We start from the raw sequence: 18,157 nt of genomic DNA on the forward strand, positions 1-18,157 counted from the left end.
CTCCTGGGGTACGGGGAAGGGGGCGCCCTCCCTCATCGGATGCTGGTCAGTTCTGCTCGGGGGAGTGGCGCAGATTGCGCGGGCCCACGTAGCGCAGCCGTGGATGGATGCGTCCCTGGCGGGCGCGCTGCTCCTCGACGTGGGCGAGCCAGCCGGGGACCCGGGCCGCCGCGAACATCGGGACGAACAGGTCGGAGGGCATGCCCAGCAGGTGATAGATCGCGGCCGCGTAGCAGTCGACGGTCAGATAGGGGCGGGGCCCCTTGGACGGGTGGGCCGCGGCCCGTACGGCGTCCAGGACCCGCAGGAGGCGGTCGCTGCCGGGGCCCGCGTTGAAGCGCCGGGCGGCGTCGCGCAGCGGCCTGACCCGGGGGTCCTCCTCGGCGGGCGCGACGGGCCGGGTACGGGTGGCGGACGCCTGGTCAGCCCGCCCGCGCAGATACGCGGCCGCGGTGTCCGGGCTGCCGTCCTCGCGGGCCAGGTCGATCACCTGGTGGGCGGCGCCGCCGTGCAGCGGCCCGGTGAACGTGGCGAGCGCGACGGTGATGGTGGCGAAGGTGTCGGCGCCGGTGCCGGCCGCGACACGGGCCGCGAACGCCGAGGCGTTGCAGCCGTGTTCGGCCTGCAGGATCAGGCAGAGGTCGACCAGCCGTACCCGCTCCGGGTCGTGCGGCAGCCCGAGCATGTAGAGGATGTTCTCGGCGTGCGACAGCTCGGGCGCCGGTTTCGGCAGCCGCCGTCCGGCGCGGGCCGCCTGCTGGGTCGCGAAGATCGTCGGAATGCGGGCGACCAGGCGCTCGCGCAGATCGATGTGGGCGGCCGGGTCGGCGTTCGCCTCCGCGGCGACGCCGAGCGCGGGGACCGCGGTGCGCAGCACCGACGAGGTGCTGGAGCTGGCGTTGAGCACCAGGTTCGTCGCGACCATGGGCGGCAGTTCACGGGCGGCGGCGAGCCGGGCCCTGAAGGCGCTCAGTTCCTCGGCGTCGGGCAGCCAGCCGCGGATCAGCAGATGTACGACCTCCTCGAAGGTGACCCGGCCGATCAGTTCCTCGATGGGATAGCCCCGGTAGGCGAGCCTGCCGCGGACCGGGTCGACCTCGGAGATGCCCGTCTCACCGACGACCACGTCGGAGATGTCGGTGAGCTCCTGCACGACGGCCGGCGGCACGGGGCCGGGCAGGGCGGGCGCGATGGCGGAGGCGTCCGGAGGGGCCTTGATGTACGAGAGTTCGGCGAGCCGTTCGTCGTAGAAGGCGCGCAACTGACCGACCGAGTCGATGTGTTCGATGAGGTGGTCGTCGAGGGTGGTGCCCAACTCGTGCTCCAGGTGGACCTGGAGTTCCACTGCGGTGAGGTCGTCCCAGCTGGCCACGGCGCGGAGCTGCATCTCGTCGCCGATGAACTCCGACGGCATGTCGAAGACGCGGGAAAGAGTGCTGATGACGGGGTGCACCTGGGCCATCTCCTTGTCTGTGCGTCGCCTCTCCTGCGGGTGCCGAGCGACGAAGGGGGGTGGTGTCGCGCGTCGCGGACGTGCCGGCCGTCGGCTGTGGGGACGGGCGGGCGCCGGTCCCCGGGCAGGGCCGGGCGCGGGCAGGGCGGAGCCTGCCCGGGAACCGGGCGCGCGGAGCCTGACCGGCGGGGCGGCCCGGTGGTCCGGGCCGCGCTCGGTCATCCGGCCAGGTCGGACGCCTGCTCGTCGGCCGGACCGGGGATCCGGACGAGCGGGGAGGCCTTGGCCGGGCTGGCGATGAGGTCCATCCGGGAACGGGGGAGGACGAAGGGGAGGAGGGGCCCGGTCATGGCCGTGGTGATCAGTGCCATCAGGACCATCTCGGTGAACAGGGTCTGGTCGAGCACGCCCAGGCTGAGCCCGACGCCGAGGATGATCAGTTCGGTCAGGCCCCGGGTGTTCATCAGGACGCCGACGCCCGTCGACTCCCGCCAGGTGAGCCCGAAGGACTTGGCGGGGAGTCCGGCGCCGAACAGTTTGCCGAGGATGGCGGCGGCGAGGATGAGACCGAGCTCGCCCCAGGCGGTGAGCGACATGCCGGCGACATCGACGGAGAGTCCGGTGACGATGAAGTAGACGGGCAGCATGAGTTCCCCGGCGTGCTGGATGGGGCGGAGCATCTTCTCCTCCAGCAGCGCCGTGGGCCTGCGCGGCATGACCAGGCCGAAGGCGAAGGCGCCGAAGATGGGGTGGATGCCGATCTTCGACGTCGTGTACGCGGACAGCAGGACGCCCGCCGTGACCAGGGTCGCCAGATACAGACCCGTTCCGCGCCGGGACATCCAGGCGACGGCCCGGGCCAGCAGCGGGCGGACGACGGCGATCATCACGGCGCCGTAGCCGGCGGACATCCAGAGGGTGTCGGTGAATCCGGAGGGACCGGAGGCGGTGACGATGGCGACGACCCCGGCCAGCAGGCACCAGGCGAGGACGTCGCCGAAGGCCGCGCTGGTCAGTGCGAGCGCCCCGATCTTCGTACGGCTGAGGTTGTTGTCCTTGAGGATGCGGGCGAGCACCGGGAACGCGGTGATCGACATGCTGACGCCGAGATAGAGGGCGAACGAACTGAAGGGCACCTTCTCGCCGTTGACGTGCGAGTGGTTCTGGTAGATCAGCGCGGCGACCCCGAGGCCGAGCAGCATCGGGGCGAGGATGCTGCCCGCGGTCACTCCGGCGACGGAGCTCTTCCTGCGCCGCATCGTCGTCCAGTCGAGCTCCCAGCCCACGGTGAACATGAAGAGGAGCAGGCCGATCTGGGCGACCATCGACAGTAACGGCCGTACTTCGTCGGGGAACAGACGGTCCGTCGGGTTCCCGGGCAGCAGTCCCAGCAGGCTGGGGCCCAGCAGGATGCCCGCGGTGATCTCGCCGATCACCGCGGGCTGGCGTATGCGTCGTGCGGCATGCGCGAGGGCCGTACCCGCGATCAGGATGACGGCGATGCCGGCGATGGCGGTGGCTTGCAGTGCTTCGGCGGCGTGCGGATGCGTCACGGCATGTCCTCCGGCATCGGAAATGGTCTCGTTTTGAACTTAATTCACTGCCCGTTGAACTCAACCGCTGATGAGTTTTGCATGCGGCGCGGTGCCCACACAAGAGGCGTCGACGGGATGTCCGCCTCGAAGTCAAGAGCTGTGCCGGGCAAAGGGGTCGGGGCTTGCCCGGGTCTCCGCTTCATGCAAAACTCCCTACTTGTTGAGTTCACTAGTTGTTGAGTTCTTGTCGAGTGTGAACCGCGGAAGGTGGTGCCTGACCATGCGCGAACTGGTGGAGGTGATCGAGTCCCCGGACTCGGCGCCGGCCGATCTGGCGGCCCTGGGAGTCCCCGAGTCCTTCCGGGCGGCCGTCCTCCACAAGGAGGAGGCCGGCATGTTCGAGGGAGTGGACCTGCGCGACCGGCGCCCCGCCGACTCCATCCACATCCAGGACGTGCCGACGCCGGCCCCGGGACCGGGTGAGGTGCTGGTGGCCGTCATGGCCAGCGCCGTGAACTACAACACCGTCTGGAGCGCCCTGTTCTCGCCGGTCCCCACGTTCGCCTTCCTGGAGCGCTACGCGCGTCTCGGCGGCCTCGCCGCCCGGCACGACCAGCCGTACCACGTCATCGGCTCCGACCTCGCCGGAGTGGTTCTCAAGTGCGGCCCCGGGGTGCGGCGTTGGAGCACCGGCGACCGCGTCGTCGCGCACTGCGTCTCCGTCGAACTGGAGGACGCCGAGGGCCACGGCGACCCCATGCTCGACCCCGAGCAGCGCATCTGGGGATTCGAGACCAACTACGGCGGGCTCGCCGAACTCGCCCTCGTCAAGGCCACCCAGCTGCTCCCGAAGGCCGAACACCTCACCTGGGAGGAGGCGGCCTCGCCGGGCCTGGTCAACTCCACCGCCTACCGCCAGCTCGTCACACCGAACGGCGCCGGCATGAAGCAGGGCGACAACGTCCTCATCTGGGGCGCCGTCGGCGGACTCGGCTCGTACGCCACCCAGCTCGCCCTGGCCGGCGGCGCCCACCCCATCTGCGTGGTCTCCTCCCCCGAAAAGGCCGCCCTCGCCCGGGACATGGGCGCCGAACTGATCATCGACCGCAAGAAGGAGGACTACCGCTTCTGGCGGGACCCGCACACCCAGGACCCGAAGGAGTGGAAGCGCTTCGGCAAGCGCATCCGCGAGCTGACCGGCGGCGAGGACGTCGACATCGTCTTCGAGCACCCCGGCCGCGAGACCTTCGGCGCCTCGGTCTACGTCACCCGCAAGGGCGGCACCATCGTCACCTGCGCGTCCACCGCCGGCTACACCCACGAGTACGACAACCGTTACCTGTGGATGAGCCTCAAGCGGATCATCGGCTCGCACTGCGCCAACTACCGCGAGGCCTGGGAGGCCAACCGGCTCGTCACCAAGGGCAGGATCCATCCCACGCTGTCCCGGACGTACGCCCTCGACGAGGTGGCCCGGGCGGTCCAGTCCATCCACCGCAACGAGCACCACGGCAAGGTCGGAGTGCGCTGCCTCGCCCCCGCCGAGGGACTCGGCGTCACGGCCCCCGAATTCCGCGCACTCCACGAGAGTGCCATCAACCGCTTCCGTACCCCGCGGCCCGGGACCACGGCGCCCGTACTGACTGAGGTCGCGGCATGAGCGCCCGGCACGACACCCTCGGCGTAGTCGGCCTCGGCACCATCGGCGGCGCGATCGCCGCCCGGGCCGCGGCGGCCGGACACCCCGTCCTCGTCCTCGACCCCGGCGCGCGCACGAAGGAGCGGCTGGCACAGCTCCTCGACGCGACCCCCGAGGCGCGCGGACGGATCCGTCTCGTCGACCGCTGGGACGAACTCGCGCCCGCCGCCACGGTGCTGGAGGCGGTGCCCGAGCGCCGCGACACCAAGGCCGAGGTGCTGCGCGCCCTCGACCGGGCCTGCCCGCCCGGGACCGTGCTGGCCAGCACCGCGGCGGCCCTCTCGCTCACCGACCTCGCAGCGGCCTCCGGACGCCCCGGACGACTCGTCGGCCTCCACCTCGCCCTGCCGACGGCCGGCCTCGCCGAGATCGGCCGCACGGTGATGACCGACGACAGCGCCCTCACCCGGGTCCGCGACCTCGTCGACGGCATCGGCCTGGGCCGGGTCACCGTGGGCGACCGGCCCGGCCTCATCTCCACCGCGCTCCTGTTCGGCTTCCTCAACCAGGCCGTCACGATGTACGACCAGCGGCTCGCCGGCCGCGACGACATCGACGCGGCGATGCGCCACGGCTGCGGACTGCCCCTCGGACCGCTCGAACTCCTCGACCTCATCGGCACGGACACCGCCTGCGACATCCTCGACGTCCTGTCCGCCCGCTCGGCCGAGCCGTCGCTGCAGCCCGCCCGCAGACTGCGGCACATGGCACTGGCGGGTCTGCTCGGCCGCAAGTCCGGACGCGGTTTCTACGACTACCGGCAACCCACCGACGCCGCCGCACCGCCCGCGTCCGTCGGCCCGCCCGCGGACCACGCCCTGCGCACCGTCGGCGTCGTCGGCACCGGCACCATGGCCACCGGCATCGCGGAGGTCTTCGCCAAGAGCGGGATCGTCACCGTGCTCGTCGGCCGCACCGACGCGCGTGCCAGGACCGCCCGGGAGGCCGTCGCGGCCTCGACGGCACGGGCCGTGCGCCGCGGAAAGCTGACCGAGGCCGAGAGGGAGGCCGCCCTGGAGCGGCTGACCCCCGTCGGCGACCGGACCCGGCTGGCCGACTGCGACCTGGTCGTCGAGGCCATCGCCGAGGATCTGGAGGTCAAGAAGCAGCTGTTCGCCGAACTGGGCCGCCTCTGCCGGCCGGGCGCCCTGCTCGCCACCACCACCTCCAGCCTTCCCGTGATCGAGTGCGGTCTGGCTTCCGGACGCCCCGAGGACGTGATCGGGCTGCACTTCTTCAACCCCGCGCCCCTCATGCGGCTCGTCGAGGTGATCCCGTCGCTGGAGACGGCGTCCCGACACGTCGACGCGGCACGGGAATTGTGCGGCCGGCTCGGCAAGCATCCGGTCCAGTGCATGGACCGGCCCGGCTTCATCGTGAACGCGCTGCTGTTCCCCTACCTCAACGGCGCGGTGCGGCTGACGGAGAGTCATTACGCCACCGCAGACGAGATAGACGAGGTGATGAAGCGGGGTTGCGGCTATCCGCTCGGCCCCTTCGAACTGCTCGACATCATCGGCCTGGACATCTCGCTGAGCATCCAGCGGGTCCTGCACGACGCCGACCGGCACCCCCGGACCGTCCCCGCACCCCTGCTGGGGCACCTGGTGGCCGCGGGCCGCGCGGGTCGCAAGTCCGGCGCCGGGTTCAGGGTCTACGGCTGACGGCCCGCCTCGAGGAGGACATACATGACGAGCCAGGACTCCGACCGCAGCGCCGCCGACGCCCTCGGATGGGCGATGCTGGCCGAACTGACCGGCTGCGCCGACGTGGCCTGGGCCCTCGGCGGCCCCCCGCCCGGCGAACCCGCGGCTACCGCCGACACCGCGACACAGGACGGAGCGGAACGGTGACCGCCGTCGGCACCGGGGGAGGCACCGGTACGACGGGTCCGGGCCCGGCGACCGAGGACGCGACGCCGGGCACGAGGGCCGCGGGCACGACGAGGCAGGACACGGCGCCTCCGGGCACGACGAGGCAGGACACGACGTCTCCGGACACGACGACCCCGGGCGCGACAAGCCCGGGTGCGGCCACCGTCCGTGAGGCGGCCGTGGCGGCCCGCGCCGCCGCCACCCGGCTGGCCACCACCACGGGAGCGGAACGGAACGCCGCGCTCACCGCCGTCGCCCGCGGGCTGACCGCGAGAGCCCCGTGGATCCTCGCCGCGAACCGGCAGGACGTGCGGGAGGCCGGCGAGGCCGGGCGGTCCGCGACCGTGCTGGACCGCCTCACGGTCACCGAGCGGCAGCTCGCCGACCTCGCGCGGACGGCGGACGCGCTGGCGGCCGAGCCCGACCCGGTCGGCGGGACCGCGAGCGGCTCCGTCATGCCCAACGGCCTGGAGGTACGGCGCGTACGGGTACCCCTCGGAGTCGTCGGCATGATCTACGAGGGGCGGCCGAACGTGACCGTCGACGCCGCGGCGCTCTGCCTCAAGAGCGGCAACGCGGCCCTCCTACGCGGCTCTTCCACGGCCCGGCACACCAACGCGGCCCTGGTGCACGCCATGCGGGAGGCCCTCGCCGGCACCGCCGTGCCCGTCGACGCCGTCCAGCTCGTGCCCGGCACGACCCACGACAGCGTCCGCGAACTCATGTCGCTGCGCGGCCTGGTGGACGTCCTCGTCCCGCGCGGCGGCCACGACCTCATCCAGGCCACCGTGCGCGACTCCGCGGTTCCGGTGATCGAGACGGGCGTGGGCAACTGCCATGTGTACGTGGACGAACACGCCGACCTGGACAAGGCCCTGGCGATCCTGCTCGACGCCAAGACGCAGCGGCCCTCTGTCTGCAACGCCGCCGAGTCGCTGCTCGTCCACGAGAAGGTCGCGCCGGCCTTCCTGCCCCGAGCCCTGTCCGCACTCGCGGGCCACGGGGTGACCGTGCACGGCGACGAACGCGTACGGTCCCTCCACCCGTCGGTGGTGGCCGCCACCGAGGAGGACTGGGGGCGCGAATACCTCTCGCTGGACCTCGCCGCCGCCGTCGTCGGTTCCCTCGACGCGGCCGTCCGCCACATCCGGCGCCACGGCAGCGGACACACCGAGGCGATCGTCACCGACTCGCACGGCGCCGCGCGCCGCTTCGTCGCGGCCCTGGACACGGCGGTCGTCGCGGTCAACGCCTCCACCCGCTTCGCCGACGGCGGCGAGATCGGGCTCGGCACCGAACTCGGCATCTCCACACAGAAGTTGCACGCACGCGGCCCGATGGGACTGGCCGCGCTGACCACCACCAAGTACGTCCTCGTGGGCGACGGGCACATCCGGGGCGGAGCCGCCGCCCCGCTGCCCTAGATCGGGAGGTCCGGTCATGTACGTACGCATCATCACCGCGACGGAACCCGCGGGCCGGCTGCTCTACGAGGAGCAGCCGCGCGGGGAACGGCACGTGCTGCCGGCGCCACGGCCGAGGCTGGTGCTCGCCGGGGTCGACGACGACCCGGCCGAGTTCCACATCGTGCGCGGCATCGACTAGCGCGCCCCGACGCAGGAAGCCGCGCCCGCCTCCGGACCGGGAGGCGGGCGCGACACCTGTGTGTCCGGCCGGAGAGGGCGGTGGTCACCCCGAGAGGGGCGACCACCGCCCTCTCCGCAGTGCAACGTCCTCGGACCTTCGACGAGGCTGCAGAGCACATGACGTGGACGTGTGCCGCCGGTCCGCGCAGGAGCGTCGAGAGGGCACTCCTGCACCGGCCGCCGGACGTACGGCCGCGGCGCGTGTGCGGCTCACTGCGCACGGCGGGGTACCGCCAGGCCGGGCATCGCGGCTGCTGTGCGGACGGGGGCAGGCACACGTGTGCGGGGTGGTTCAGGCGCTGGTGTGGTGGGGTGTGGTCGCCGCGCGGGCGTATTCGGCTGCTGTGCGGACGGGGGCAGGCATGCGTGTGCGGGGTGGTTCAGGCGCTGGTGTGGTGGGGTGTGGTCGCCGCGCGGGCGTATTCGGCTGCTGTGTGGACGGGGGCAGGCACACGTGTACGGGGTGGCTCAGACACCGATGCGGTCGGGTGTGTTCCCCGCGCGTGCCTGCTCGGCTGCCGTGCCGACGAGGACACGTGTGCGCGTGCCGGACTGCTCAGCCGTCGGACGGGTCCGGTGCGGTGCCCGCGCGGGCGTACTCCGCCGCCGTCCGGATACGGACACGCACGCGTGCCGGCGCGGGCGGAGGTGTCGCGTCGCCGGACGGCGCGGGCCGAACCAGCGGCACCAGGTCGTCCTGATGGACGACCTCACGCGTGGAACGGCCCTGGAGCCGGGGCAGTTCGCGGGCGTCCAGGCCGGCCAGCCCGCGGGCCACCACCCGCCCGTTCTCGTCGAGCAGCTCGACCGGATCGCCGGCCACGAAGTCCCCGTCGGCGTGCGTCACGCCGTCGGCGAGCAGCGGCCCGCGGCGTTGGAGGACGGCCCGGGCCGCGGGCGGGGTCAGCCGCACCGTGCCGCGCGGGCTGCTCGCATGCTCCAGCCAGAGCAGATGGTCGGCGGCCCGCTCCCCGGTGCGGTGGAAGAACGTGCCGGTCTCGCGTCCGGCGAGCGCGTCCGCGGCGTGCCGGGCGGCGGTGAGGACGACGGGGATCCCCGCGTCGGTGGCGATGCGGGCCGCCTCCGCCTTGGTCACCATGCCTCCGGTGCCGACGCCCGAGCTGCCCGCGCTGCCGATCTCCACGCCCACGAGGTCCTGGCCGCCGCGGATCTCCCGCAGGCGCCGTGACCCGGGCCTGCGGGGGTCGCCGTCGTAGAGGCCGTCGACGTCGGAGAGCAGGACCAGCAGGTCGGCGCGGACGAGATGGGCGACGAGCGCGGCCAGCCGGTCGTTGTCGCCGAACTTGATCTCAGCGGTGGCCACCGTGTCGTTCTCGTTGACGACCGGGACGGCACCCATGGCGAGCACCTGGGCGAGCGCGCGGTACGCGTTGCGGTAGTGCGCGCGGCGGCTGATGTCGTCGGCGGTCAGCAGGACCTGGCCGACGCGCAGCCCGTGGCGGGCGAAGGAGGCGGTGTAGCGGGCGACCAGCAGGCCCTGGCCGACACAGGCCGCCGCCTGCTGCCTGGCCAGGTCCCGGGGCCGCTCGGTGAGGCCGAGCGGGGCGAGCCCCGCGGCGATCGCGCCCGAGGACACGAGGACGACCTCGGTGTCGGTCGTCCGCGACCGCGCGAGGACGTCCACCAGGGCGTCGACCCGGTCGGAGTCGAGGCCTCCGGAGGCGGTGGTGAGCGAGGAGGAGCCCACCTTGACGACGATGCGACGGGCCGTCAGAACATCGGTGCGCAGGGCCGGTTCACCTGGCGCGCCGGAGTGCGGAGGGCGGTTCACCGGGCGCCCGCGGCGGACAGGGCGAGGTCTCCCGGCAGGCTCCGGGAGGACATCTCACGCAGCAGCGCGTGCACGGTCTCCACGACGAGCACGGGCCGTTCGTACGGCAGGTCGTGCCCCTGCCCCGGCACGGTCTGCAGCACCGCTCCCGGTATGTCCGCGGCGAGCCGCCGCGCCTGGGCGGGCGGGGTGACACAGTCCAGGGCGCCGACCAGGATGCGCACGGGCACCCGGGCCAGCGCGCCGAGCCGGCCCGCGCAGTCGTGGGTGGTCAGGGCGGCGTAGAACTCGGCGATGGCCATCGCGGGGATGTCCCGGAAGGCGCGGGCTCCCTCGCGGACCGTCTCGGTGTGCGGCCCGGCTCCCAGCACCGCCCGCCACAGGGGCGCGGAACTGGGGTGCGACAGCGGCCCGGTGAGCAGCCGGTGCACGGTCCTGGCCGAGCGCGGTGAACGCATCAGCCCGTCCGCGAGCCGCTGCCGGGCCCGGGTGAGCCGGCGTACGGCCGCCCCGGGCCGGTCGGCCGGGACGGTCAGGCCCTCGGCCACCTCGTTCAGGCAGGTGGAGACCAGGCCCACGGCGGTCACCCGCGCCCCGAACAGGGTGGGTTGCCGGGCGGCCAGCTGCTGGATGGCCATGCCGCCCATGGAGTGGCCGAGGACCACGACGCCGGAGTCGTCCCGGACGGCCTGCTCGATCACCTGGCCGAGGTCCCCGCCGAGGAGCGCCATGTCGAGCGCGGCGCCGCCGCGCGTCGAGCGGCCGTGGCCGCGCTGGTCGTAGCTGATCGCGCGTACCGCAGGGAAACCCTGGCGGGGCCGGGTCAGCGCGTCGATGTGCGGCCGCCAGTCCCGGGCGGACGTCGTCCAGCCGTGGCACAGCAGGACGGTGACGGGCGCGTGGGGATCGCCGTGCGCGTAGACGGCGATCTCGGCGCCGTCGTCGGTGGTGACCGGGCCCGCCAGGTGGCGGGGTCCGTCGAGGGCGAGGGCGGTCATGACGCCCCGCCATGGCCGGCGGCGAGCGCCCCGGTCATGCCTGTACGCGGCCCGCGGGCAGCGGGGCCCGAGGCGCGCGCCTCGGGAACCCGGACGTACACGGACGCCGACTCGGCCGTCTGCCAGGCCTGTTGGACCTGGCCGAAGGTCAGTCCCAGCGCGCCGGCGATCCGCCGAGGGCTCCAGCCGCGGCGCCGCAGGAACCATACGTACGCCGGCCGCTGTCGTGGGTGCGTCTCGATGCGCCGGCCGCCGTTCGCGAGGAACGCCGCCAGTTCGGAGCTGATCGTGCCGAGGGTGGCGGCGACGCGGAGCAGTTCGCGGCGTTCGCGGACGTTGAGTCCGCCCCAGATGCCGGTGCTCTCGCCGTTGCGGAGCGCCTCGTCCAGGCACTGCCGGGCCACCGGGCAGGCGGCGCACCATTGTTTGGCGACGCTCTCCCGGTCCTCGTCCGTGCCGCCGGCGGGCGGGAAGAAGGTCTCGGGGTCGGTGTCACGGCAGGCCGCGCGCTCCACCCAGGGGTCGATGTCCGCGCGGTGGTGCGCCGGTGCGTGCATGGCGGTCAGCCCTTCCTCGTTGTGGGCGGGGACGGTGGGCACGGAACCGAGAGTAAACTCAACATGCAATGATTTCAATGGTTGTTGATATCTGGCCTGAAGTCATGTGCTCCGAGGGGGTGTAAGAGGGGAAAAGTTGAAGGTGGGACGGTCTTCCTGTGGATTCCACGCTTGTTGAAATAGGGGCTTGCTGGCATCAACTCGGCTGGCGTACGGTCACGTTGGCTTCACCCGCCGGCCCACCGCACGGGGCCTCGGGAAGCGCCGACGGACGTGCTCCGGGCTGTGCCCGGACGCCCCCACCGTCCTCTGCGCGCTCGCGGGGAGCGCCGAGAACCAATGTTCTTGAACGTCATGCGCCATCGAGCTCGACGTATTCCATCCGCGCTGTACGGCGCTCCCAACGGGGGGAGCACGGTCGACACCTGGGGGGTGTTTCGCGTGCGCAGACTTCCATGGCGAGAGCTGTCGAACGCACCGGTGGCCGGCACCACGCTCGGATGATCCGGGCCGTGGCCGCCCCGTCCTGAGCGGGCTCGTTCCCAGTTCGCACCTGTCCGAGAGCTCTTGGAGGTCCCATGTCCGTCGTCACCGCGCCCGTCGTCACGCTGCCGCGCCATCAAGTGACCACCGACGAACTGCTCGACCGCATCACGGAGCTGTACGAGGGTCATCCCGGTCTCGCCGTCGCCCGGCGGGTCGTCCGGTCCACCACGGTCCGAGCGCGCTGGTACACCCGGCCGCTCGAGGAGCAGTTCGACGACACCCTGCCGCTCGCGGAGCGTACGCGCAGGCATCTGGAGGACAGCCTGGACCTGGCGGAGAAGGCCGCACGCGGGGCCCTCGTCGAGGCGGGCCTGACCGCCGCCGACATCGACGGCCTGGTCGTCCTCAGCGCCACCGGCCACACCATGCCGGGGCTCGACGTCTTCCTGATGGAACGGCTCGACCTGCCCCCCTCGGTGCGGCGCATACCCGTCACCCAAGTCGGCTGCGGAGGTGGGGTGTTCGCGCTGGTCCGGGCCATGGACATGGTGGCGGCCCACCCCGGCGCCACGGTTCTCGTGGTCTGCGCCGACGTGTTCAGCCACTATCTGCACCGCGGGGACGCCGGCCTCGACGGCATGATCCTCAAGGGGCTGTTCGGCGACGCGGCCGGCGCCTGCGTGGTGCGTCCCGAGGCCCAGGGCCCCCGCATGGAGCTCACCCACTCCTGGGAGTACCTCCACCCCGACAGCCGCGACCTGGTCGGCAGCCGCACGGAGGGCGACGGGCTGCACGCCTACAACTCCCCGAAGCTGCGGAACGTTATCGAGGGCACGATGCCGCGCATCCTCGAATGGCTGGAGCGCGTCGCGCCGCCCGGCACGGACCCCGTGCCGCGCTTCGTGGTCTCGCACACCGGTGGCCCCCGCATCCTGGACGCGATCGTCGGCGGCCTCGGCTGCGACCCCGCGATGGTGGACCTGGCCCGCGACTCGCTGCGGGAACTGGGCAACGTGGGCTCGGTCTCGGTCCTCGACGTCCTGGAACGGACCTTCGTCAAGTCGCCCGCCGAGGGAGACCACGGGCTCGTCCTCGCGGCCGGTCCCGGCGTCTCCCTGTTCGCCGCCCGAGCCGTCTGGCGACCCTGGCAGTGACCCCGGGGCTGCGCGCCTCGCACCACGGCCGCCCGCCAGGGGTCTGACGCACGGTCACATCACCGTGTGCGTCGGGCCGTCGAAGCGAGGACGGACACCGCACCGGCCCTTCGCCCCGACTCTCGTCCCCCGCTCCCGCGACCGCGCCGACCCGGTGCGCACGGCCCGGCGATCGCACCGGCCGTCCGTCCTCGGCCCTCGACCGCGTCGGCCGCACCCGCACGGGTCGGTGACCGCAGCGACCCCACCCGCGCGTCCGTGACCGTATCGACCGCACCCGCATGGGTCCGTGACCGCATCGGTCGCACCCCCGGCGCGCGCGACCGTGTCGGCCGTCCGTACACACCCGCACCCGCACCCGCACCTGTACCCGTGCCCGAATCCGCACCCGCGGCAGGCACCGGTACCGGCGCCGCCCACGCGGGGGCGGGCCCGTGCGTGACGTGCGGCCCCCGTACCGCCGTACCGCACGACCACCGCCCCCGGACGCGCCGTCCCCCGTACGCCCTTCCGGCCCGGCGGCCCCGCGGGACCTGCCGCCGAACCCGGGCCCGCGAGGGCGTCCGAGGTGACAGCCGGGCCCGGGGCCCGGCTCGGTGCCGCGCGTCAGTCCTGCGCCGGAGCCGTGCGCGGCTCCAGCTCGCTGGACAGGCGCTGTTCCAGGGCCGGTACGACCCAGGCGAGGAACTCCTCGAAGTCCATCGAGGCCAGCGGGTGGATCTTGAGCACGTAACGCATGAGAGCCAGGCCGACGAGGTGGCCCGAGGCCAGGGCGGCGCGGGTCTCCGCGTCCGGCCGGTCCTTGTAGCCCGAACTCGCCGCCCAGCTCTTGGTGCTCGCCTCGACACGGGCGCGCAGCGTCTCCGAGGTGGCGCTGTCGGCGAGGCCGGCCCGGTAGATGGCGGTCATGCCGTGCCGGGTCTCCTCGTTCTCCCAGAAGGTGAGGTACGCGCGGGCGAGCCAGGAGGCCTCCGAGGTGCCCGTCTCCTCCATGGAGGGGGGCATCTCGTCGAAGACGGAGGAGACGCTGAGCGGCGAGTTCACCGCGGCGTCGAACACGCCTTCCTTGTTGTCGAAGAAGTGGTGCACCAGCGCCGGGTCCACCTGGGCGTCCTCCGCGATGGCGCGGATGGTGGTCCTGGCGTAGCCGCGGTCGGCGAAGAGCTGGAGCGCCGACTCCAGGATCTGTTCTCTCGTGCCGCTGTCACCGGGCCGGCGCCCGCTGCGCGCGCGCACCGGGCGCGGCTTCTTCGCTGCGGGAGAGGCGGCCCGCCGAGGCGAGCCGGGCTTGCGGGCGGGGGTGGGCGAACCGTCTGTGCGCCTGGATGTCATGGGATCACTGCACTTCGGGGGGTCCGTGAGCGAATAATTCACTGAGTAGTGAAAACTATCCTATCAGGCGGTCCCCCGGGATTCCATCCACAGGAAGCGCTCGGCAAGTACATGGTCATGTCCGGGCGTTGGCGTGCGCGACGACTCCGGTCCGGGTGGTGTTCACCGACGCGGCCGGGGTGTGGTCATCGTGTGGTGTCGCTCCCGAGCAGAGTCTGCCGCAGTCCCGGTGCGATCGTCTCGACGACCGTCTCCAGGTCCGCCGCGGCGACGGAGTCCACCCTCATGAGGTGTCGCACGAAGGCTACTCCGCCGAGCTGCGCCCCGAAGAGCGCGGTGCGCAGCTCGGCCTCGGCGCCGGGCAGCTCGTGGTCGACCTGGCTGTTCAGGGCCCTGCTGACCCGGTCGCGCAGGATCAGGGAAGCTTCCTGGTCGGAGAGTGCGACCCGGTAGAGCTCGACCATGGGGGAGTCCTCCTCGCCGGGCTCCCACAGGGACAGATAGGTGCGGGCGAGACGGACGGGCAGGTCCTCGTCGACACCTTCGGTCACCGCGGGGCGAAGAATTCCGGCCACCTTGACGGTCCGTTCGACGAGGGCGCCGAAGACCGCGGCCTTGTCGGGCAGGAGTTCGCGCGCGCGGTCCTCGTCGAGGCCGGCCGCGGCGGCCAGTTCCGCGAAGGCGGTCTGCCGGTATCCGAGCCGGGTGAAGAGGGTGCGACCCGCGGAGATCAGGGTCTGGGTCGCCTCGGCGCGGGCCTCGGACGTGGTCGCTGTGTCGGTGGCGGTCATCGCGGCAACTCCCGTTGGTGTGGGGCGTCTTCGTCGGCGGGGCGGGCGGTGCGCGCCGATTAATTCATGCGTCAGTGAACTCTTTCGGTGTTGAATTTGTCAAGCGGCTCTGCGATGATTTCAACGCCTGGTGAGTTAAGGAGTGGCTCGCCGCTGCCCGAGGAGGAATCGTGCAGTCCATCGGCATCATCGGAGTGGGCTCCTACCTGCCCGAGGCCATCATCAGCAACGCGGAGATCGGGCACGGCGCCGGCGTGACCGACGAGTGGATCGTGCGCAAGACCGGAATCCGCGAGCGACGCCGCGCCGCCCCGCACGAGGCCACCTCGGACCTCGCCGTCGCGGCGGCGCAACGGGCGCTGGAGAGCGCGGGCCTGACGGCCGATCAGCTCGCCTATGTGGTCGTCGCCACCTCCACCCCCGATCATCCGCAGCCCGCCACGGCCGCCCTCGTGCAACACCGCATCGGAGCCCGCCGGGCCGCCGCCTTCGACGTCAACGCGGTGTGCAGCGGCTTCGTCTACGCGCTCAAGACCGTGGAGAAGCTGCTCGGCGGCGCCCCCGACGGCGAACCGCGCCACGGGCTCGTCATCGGCGCCGACATCTACTCCCGGATCCTCGACTACGGCGACCGCCGCACCGCCGCCCTCTTCGGGGACGGTGCCGGCGCGACCGTACTCGGGCCCGTCGCCTCCGGACTCGGCCTGCGCGAGATATCGCTGGTCTCCCGCGGCGACGCGCACCGGCTGATCGAGGTCACCGCCGGCGGCAGCCGCCGCCCGCCCTCCCCGCAGACCGTGACCGACGGAGACCACTACTTCCGCATGGACGGCCGGGGTGTGCGCGACTTCGTCACCCGCACCCTGCCCTACGAGACCGGCCGGCTGCTGCGCCGGGCGGGCGTCCCGGCCGACGCCGTGCAGCACTTCGTCCCGCACCAGGCCAACGGCATCATGCTCGCCGAACTCTGGCCCGACCTCGGGCTGCACCGCGCCGCCCTCCACCTCACCCTGGAGCGCTACGCCAACACCGGGGCGGCCTCCGTTCCGATCACCCTCGCCGAGATGAACCGCAGCGGAGCCGCCGCACCGGGAGACCTCGTCGTGCTCGCCGCGTTCGGCGGCGGGATGAGCCTCGGCATCGCCCTGCTGAACTGGTCGATGGACCCCCGTGCGGGCGCCCCCGCGCCCGACGCCGACCCCGCCGTCCCGCACCTCCTCACCGTCGGCGGCCGTGTCGGCCCCCTCGCGCCGTGACCGCCGACGACCCGGCCGCCCCCGACATCAGGGCACGCGTGGCGCAGTTGCGCGGACTGCGCGAGCAGGTCCGCCGCGGCCCGGACGAGAAGGCGACCGCATCCCAGCACGCCAAGGGCAAGCTGACGGCCCGCGAACGCATCGAACTCCTCCTGGACGAGGGCACCTTCACCGAGGTGGAGCCGCTGCGCCGGCACCGCGCCACGGGATTCGGCCTGGAGGACCGCCGGCCGCACACCGACGGTGTCATCACCGGCTGGGGCACCGTCCACGGACGGACCGTGTTCGTCTACGCCCACGACTTCCGCATCTTCGGCGGCGCCCTGGGCGAGGCCCACGCCGAGAAGATCCACCGCATCATGGACCGCGCCCTCGCCGCCGGGGCCCCGCTCGTCTCGCTCAACGACGGTGCGGGCGCCCGGATCCAGGAGGGCGTGACCGCGCTGTCCGGCTACGGCGGGATCTTCCGCCGCAACGCCCGCGCCTCCGGGGTGATCCCGCAGATCAGCGTGATGCTCGGTCCCTGCGCGGGCGGTGCCGCCTACTCTCCGGCGCTCACCGACTTCGTGTTCATGGTCCGCGAGACCTCGCAGATGTTCATCACCGGACCCGACGTCGTCCAGGCGGTCACCGGCGAGAAGGTGACCCTGGGCGGGCTCGGCGGCGCCGACGTGCACGCCGAGGTGTCGGGCGTCGCGCACTTCGCGTACGACGACGAGGAGACCTGCCTGGAGGAGGTCCGCTACCTCCTCTCGCTGCTCCCGCAGAACAACCGGGAGACCGCGCCCGTCGTCCACCCCGAGGACCCGGTGGACCGGCCCTGCGACCCGCTCCTCGACCTCGTCCCCGCCGGCGGACACCGGCCCTACGACATGCGACGGGTCGTCGAGGAGATCGTCGACGACGGCGAGTACCTGGAGATCCACGAACGCTGGGCGGCCAACGTGATCGTCGCCCTCGCCCGCATCGGCGGCGAGGTCGTCGGGATCGTCGCCAACCAGCCCCTGGTCCTGGCGGGTGTCCTCGACATCGACGCCAGCGAGAAGGCGGCCCGCTTCGTCCAGATGTGCGACGCGTTCAATATCCCGCTGGTCACCCTGGTCGACGTCCCCGGCTTCCTGCCCGGCGTCGACCAGGAGCACAACGGCATCATCCGGCGCGGCGCCAAACTCCTCTACGCGTACTGCAACGCCACCGTGCCCCGGATATCCCTGATCCTGCGCAAGGCCTACGGCGGCGCGTACATCGTCATGGACTCCCGTTCCGTGGGCGCCGACCTCTCGTTCGCCTGGCCCTCCAACGAGATCGCGGTGATGGGCGCGGAGGGTGCCGCCAATGTCATCTTCCGCCGCCGCATCCGGGCCGCCGACGACCCCGAGGCCACCCGCCGCCAGCTCGTCAAGGAGTACAAGGCCGAGCTGATGCACCCGTACTACGCCGCGGAGCGCGGACTGCTCGACGACGTCGTCGACCCCGTCGAGACCCGCCGCGTCCTCGCTGAGTCGCTCCGCATGCTGCGCACCAAGCACGCCGACCTGGCATCCCGCAAACACGGCAACCCCCCTCAGTGACCGCGCACCCGAA

14 protein-coding genes and 1 pseudogene are annotated in these 18,157 nt (G+C 72.6%); 8 read left to right on the forward strand and 7 right to left on the reverse strand.

The window, feature by feature from the left end; genetic code table 11:
• Positions 1-46 precede the first annotated feature (46 nt).
• Together BKI49_RS30550 and BKI49_RS30555 are read right to left on the reverse strand one after the other, a co-directional pair.
• Positions 47-1,462, reverse strand: a complete 1,416-nt coding sequence (locus BKI49_RS30550; RefSeq protein WP_179332633.1) for a citrate/2-methylcitrate synthase — start codon at positions 1,460-1,462, stop codon at positions 47-49.
• A gap of 209 nt (positions 1,463-1,671) precedes the next feature.
• Entirely contained in the window at positions 1,672-3,006 is a 1,335-nt protein-coding gene (locus BKI49_RS30555; protein ID WP_179332634.1) for a cation:proton antiporter, read from the reverse strand.
• A gap of 262 nt (positions 3,007-3,268) precedes the next feature.
• Here BKI49_RS30555 and ccrA point away from each other — a divergent pair, with 262 nt between their 5' ends.
• From ccrA to BKI49_RS35455, 5 genes are read left to right on the forward strand one after another with little or no spacing between them, the layout of a single operon-like run.
• Positions 3,269-4,648, forward strand: coding sequence for a crotonyl-CoA carboxylase/reductase (ccrA, locus tag BKI49_RS30560; protein ID WP_095937518.1), 1,380 nt, complete (start codon positions 3,269-3,271; stop codon positions 4,646-4,648).
• Entirely contained in the window at positions 4,645-6,351 is a 1,707-nt protein-coding gene (locus BKI49_RS30565) for a 3-hydroxyacyl-CoA dehydrogenase family protein (protein ID WP_095937519.1), read from the forward strand. The genes ccrA and BKI49_RS30565 overlap by 4 nt, the downstream gene beginning before the upstream one ends.
• Before the next feature lie 24 nt (positions 6,352-6,375).
• On the forward strand, positions 6,376-6,540 hold the full coding sequence (locus tag BKI49_RS36065) for a hypothetical protein (RefSeq protein ID WP_257005020.1): 165 nt from the start codon (positions 6,376-6,378) through the stop codon (positions 6,538-6,540).
• Complete coding sequence (locus BKI49_RS30570) at positions 6,537-7,985, forward strand: glutamate-5-semialdehyde dehydrogenase (RefSeq protein WP_257005021.1); 1,449 nt, start codon at positions 6,537-6,539, stop codon at positions 7,983-7,985. The genes BKI49_RS36065 and BKI49_RS30570 overlap by 4 nt, the downstream gene beginning before the upstream one ends.
• 16 nt (positions 7,986-8,001) lie before the next feature.
• Positions 8,002-8,166, forward strand: a complete 165-nt coding sequence (locus BKI49_RS35455) for a hypothetical protein (protein WP_179332635.1) — start codon at positions 8,002-8,004, stop codon at positions 8,164-8,166.
• A gap of 597 nt (positions 8,167-8,763) precedes the next feature.
• Here BKI49_RS35455 and proB read toward each other — a convergent pair.
• From proB to BKI49_RS36070, 3 genes and pseudogenes are all read right to left on the reverse strand, one after another.
• A complete protein-coding gene (proB, locus tag BKI49_RS30575; protein WP_373557610.1) occupies positions 8,764-9,999 on the reverse strand; it encodes a glutamate 5-kinase in 1,236 nt (411 codons plus the stop codon).
• Positions 9,996-10,997 (reverse strand): alpha/beta fold hydrolase, encoded by a 1,002-nt coding sequence (locus BKI49_RS30580; protein WP_179332636.1) that lies wholly within the window; start codon positions 10,995-10,997, stop codon positions 9,996-9,998. The genes proB and BKI49_RS30580 overlap by 4 nt, the downstream gene beginning before the upstream one ends.
• 302 nt (positions 10,998-11,299) lie before the next feature.
• Positions 11,300-11,554 (reverse strand): annotated as a pseudogene (locus tag BKI49_RS36070) (WhiB family transcriptional regulator); the annotation flags it as partial.
• A 578-nt stretch (positions 11,555-12,132) separates the two neighbouring features.
• On the opposite strand from BKI49_RS36070, the gene BKI49_RS30590 reads away from it, so the two are divergent.
• A complete protein-coding gene (locus BKI49_RS30590) occupies positions 12,133-13,194 on the forward strand; it encodes a type III polyketide synthase (RefSeq protein WP_095937522.1) in 1,062 nt (353 codons plus the stop codon).
• 606 nt (positions 13,195-13,800) lie between these two features.
• Here BKI49_RS30590 and BKI49_RS30595 read toward each other — a convergent pair.
• Entirely contained in the window at positions 13,801-14,430 is a 630-nt protein-coding gene (locus tag BKI49_RS30595; RefSeq protein WP_179332637.1) for a TetR/AcrR family transcriptional regulator, read from the reverse strand.
• Positions 14,431-14,711: 281 nt separating this feature from the next.
• A complete protein-coding gene (locus BKI49_RS30600) occupies positions 14,712-15,317 on the reverse strand; it encodes a TetR/AcrR family transcriptional regulator (RefSeq protein ID WP_095937524.1) in 606 nt (201 codons plus the stop codon).
• A 170-nt stretch (positions 15,318-15,487) separates the two neighbouring features.
• Between BKI49_RS30600 and BKI49_RS30605 the strand changes: the two genes are divergently transcribed.
• Positions 15,488-16,573 (forward strand): 3-oxoacyl-ACP synthase III family protein, encoded by a 1,086-nt coding sequence (locus BKI49_RS30605; RefSeq protein WP_095937525.1) that lies wholly within the window; start codon positions 15,488-15,490, stop codon positions 16,571-16,573.
• On the forward strand, positions 16,570-18,144 hold the full coding sequence (locus BKI49_RS30610) for an acyl-CoA carboxylase subunit beta (RefSeq protein WP_095937526.1): 1,575 nt from the start codon (positions 16,570-16,572) through the stop codon (positions 18,142-18,144). The genes BKI49_RS30605 and BKI49_RS30610 overlap by 4 nt, the downstream gene beginning before the upstream one ends.
• Positions 18,145-18,157 lie beyond the last annotated feature (13 nt).

The sequence above is a fragment of the Streptomyces sp. Tue6028 genome (assembly GCF_002300165.1).
In the GTDB taxonomy this organism is placed as follows: Bacteria; Actinomycetota; Actinomycetes; order Streptomycetales; family Streptomycetaceae; genus Streptomyces; species Streptomyces siamensis.

Coding starts and splice junctions, on each gene's coding strand:
- BKI49_RS30550 (WP_179332633.1), bottom strand. CDS start 1,462: ATGGCCCAGGTGCACCCCGTCATCAGCACTCTTTCCCGCGTCTTCGAC.
- ccrA (WP_095937518.1), top strand. CDS start 3,269: ATGCGCGAACTGGTGGAGGTGATCGAGTCCCCGGACTCGGCGCCGGCC.
- BKI49_RS30565 (WP_095937519.1), top strand. CDS start 4,645: ATGAGCGCCCGGCACGACACCCTCGGCGTAGTCGGCCTCGGCACCATC.
- BKI49_RS36065 (WP_257005020.1), top strand. CDS start 6,376: ATGACGAGCCAGGACTCCGACCGCAGCGCCGCCGACGCCCTCGGATGG.
- BKI49_RS35455 (WP_179332635.1), top strand. CDS start 8,002: ATGTACGTACGCATCATCACCGCGACGGAACCCGCGGGCCGGCTGCTC.
- BKI49_RS30580 (WP_179332636.1), bottom strand. CDS start 10,997: ATGACCGCCCTCGCCCTCGACGGACCCCGCCACCTGGCGGGCCCGGTC.
- BKI49_RS30590 (WP_095937522.1), top strand. CDS start 12,133: ATGTCCGTCGTCACCGCGCCCGTCGTCACGCTGCCGCGCCATCAAGTG.
- BKI49_RS30600 (WP_095937524.1), bottom strand. CDS start 15,317: ATGACCGCCACCGACACAGCGACCACGTCCGAGGCCCGCGCCGAGGCG.